At 59.9% G+C, this 514-nt stretch carries 1 protein-coding gene; it reads left to right on the top strand.

Translation table 11 applies throughout. The features are described from left to right. On the top strand, positions 1–514 hold a 514-nt coding region (locus E1958_RS19800; RefSeq protein ID WP_208108637.1), incomplete at both ends, for a transposase.

The following is a 514-nucleotide window of genomic DNA, read 5'->3' as shown; positions in this document are numbered from 1 at the left end:
CTGGATGAGCAGCCGGTCCAGTTGATTCAGGAAACGCGCCAGCCGCTCCCCGCCGAACCGGGTCAGCCGGCGCGCTACGATTATGAGTACGAACGGGTGGGAACAGCCGTTAACTTTATGCTCACCGAACCCTTGGGCGGACGCCGTAAGGTCAGTGTACGTTCCACCAAAACGGCGCTTGATCTGGCCGAAGAGATCAAAACGCTGCGGGATGTCGATTATGCCAATGCCGAGCGGGTAGTCTTGGTGTGGGACAATTTGAATACCCACACCCCGGCCTCGCTGTACAAAGCCTTTCCACCCGAGCAAGCGCGGCGTTTGCTCGACCGCTTGGAGATCCACTACACCCCCAAGCATGGCAGTTGGTTGGACATCGCCGAGATCGAACTGAGCGTCTTTAGCGAGCAATGCCTTAACGCATCCCGGATCTGGAAACGCTCCGCCGCGAGGCTGCCGCCTGGGCCGAGCGGCGAAATCAGGAACAAGCCGGCGTTGACGGGCAGTTCACCACCGA

The sequence above is a fragment of the Candidatus Thiosymbion oneisti genome (genome assembly GCF_004359955.1).
Lineage (GTDB): Bacteria > Pseudomonadota > Gammaproteobacteria > Chromatiales > Chromatiaceae > Thiosymbion > Thiosymbion oneisti.
The sequence above is the reverse complement of the archived record's forward strand: the minus strand, read 5'-3'. Positions and strand labels throughout refer to the sequence as shown.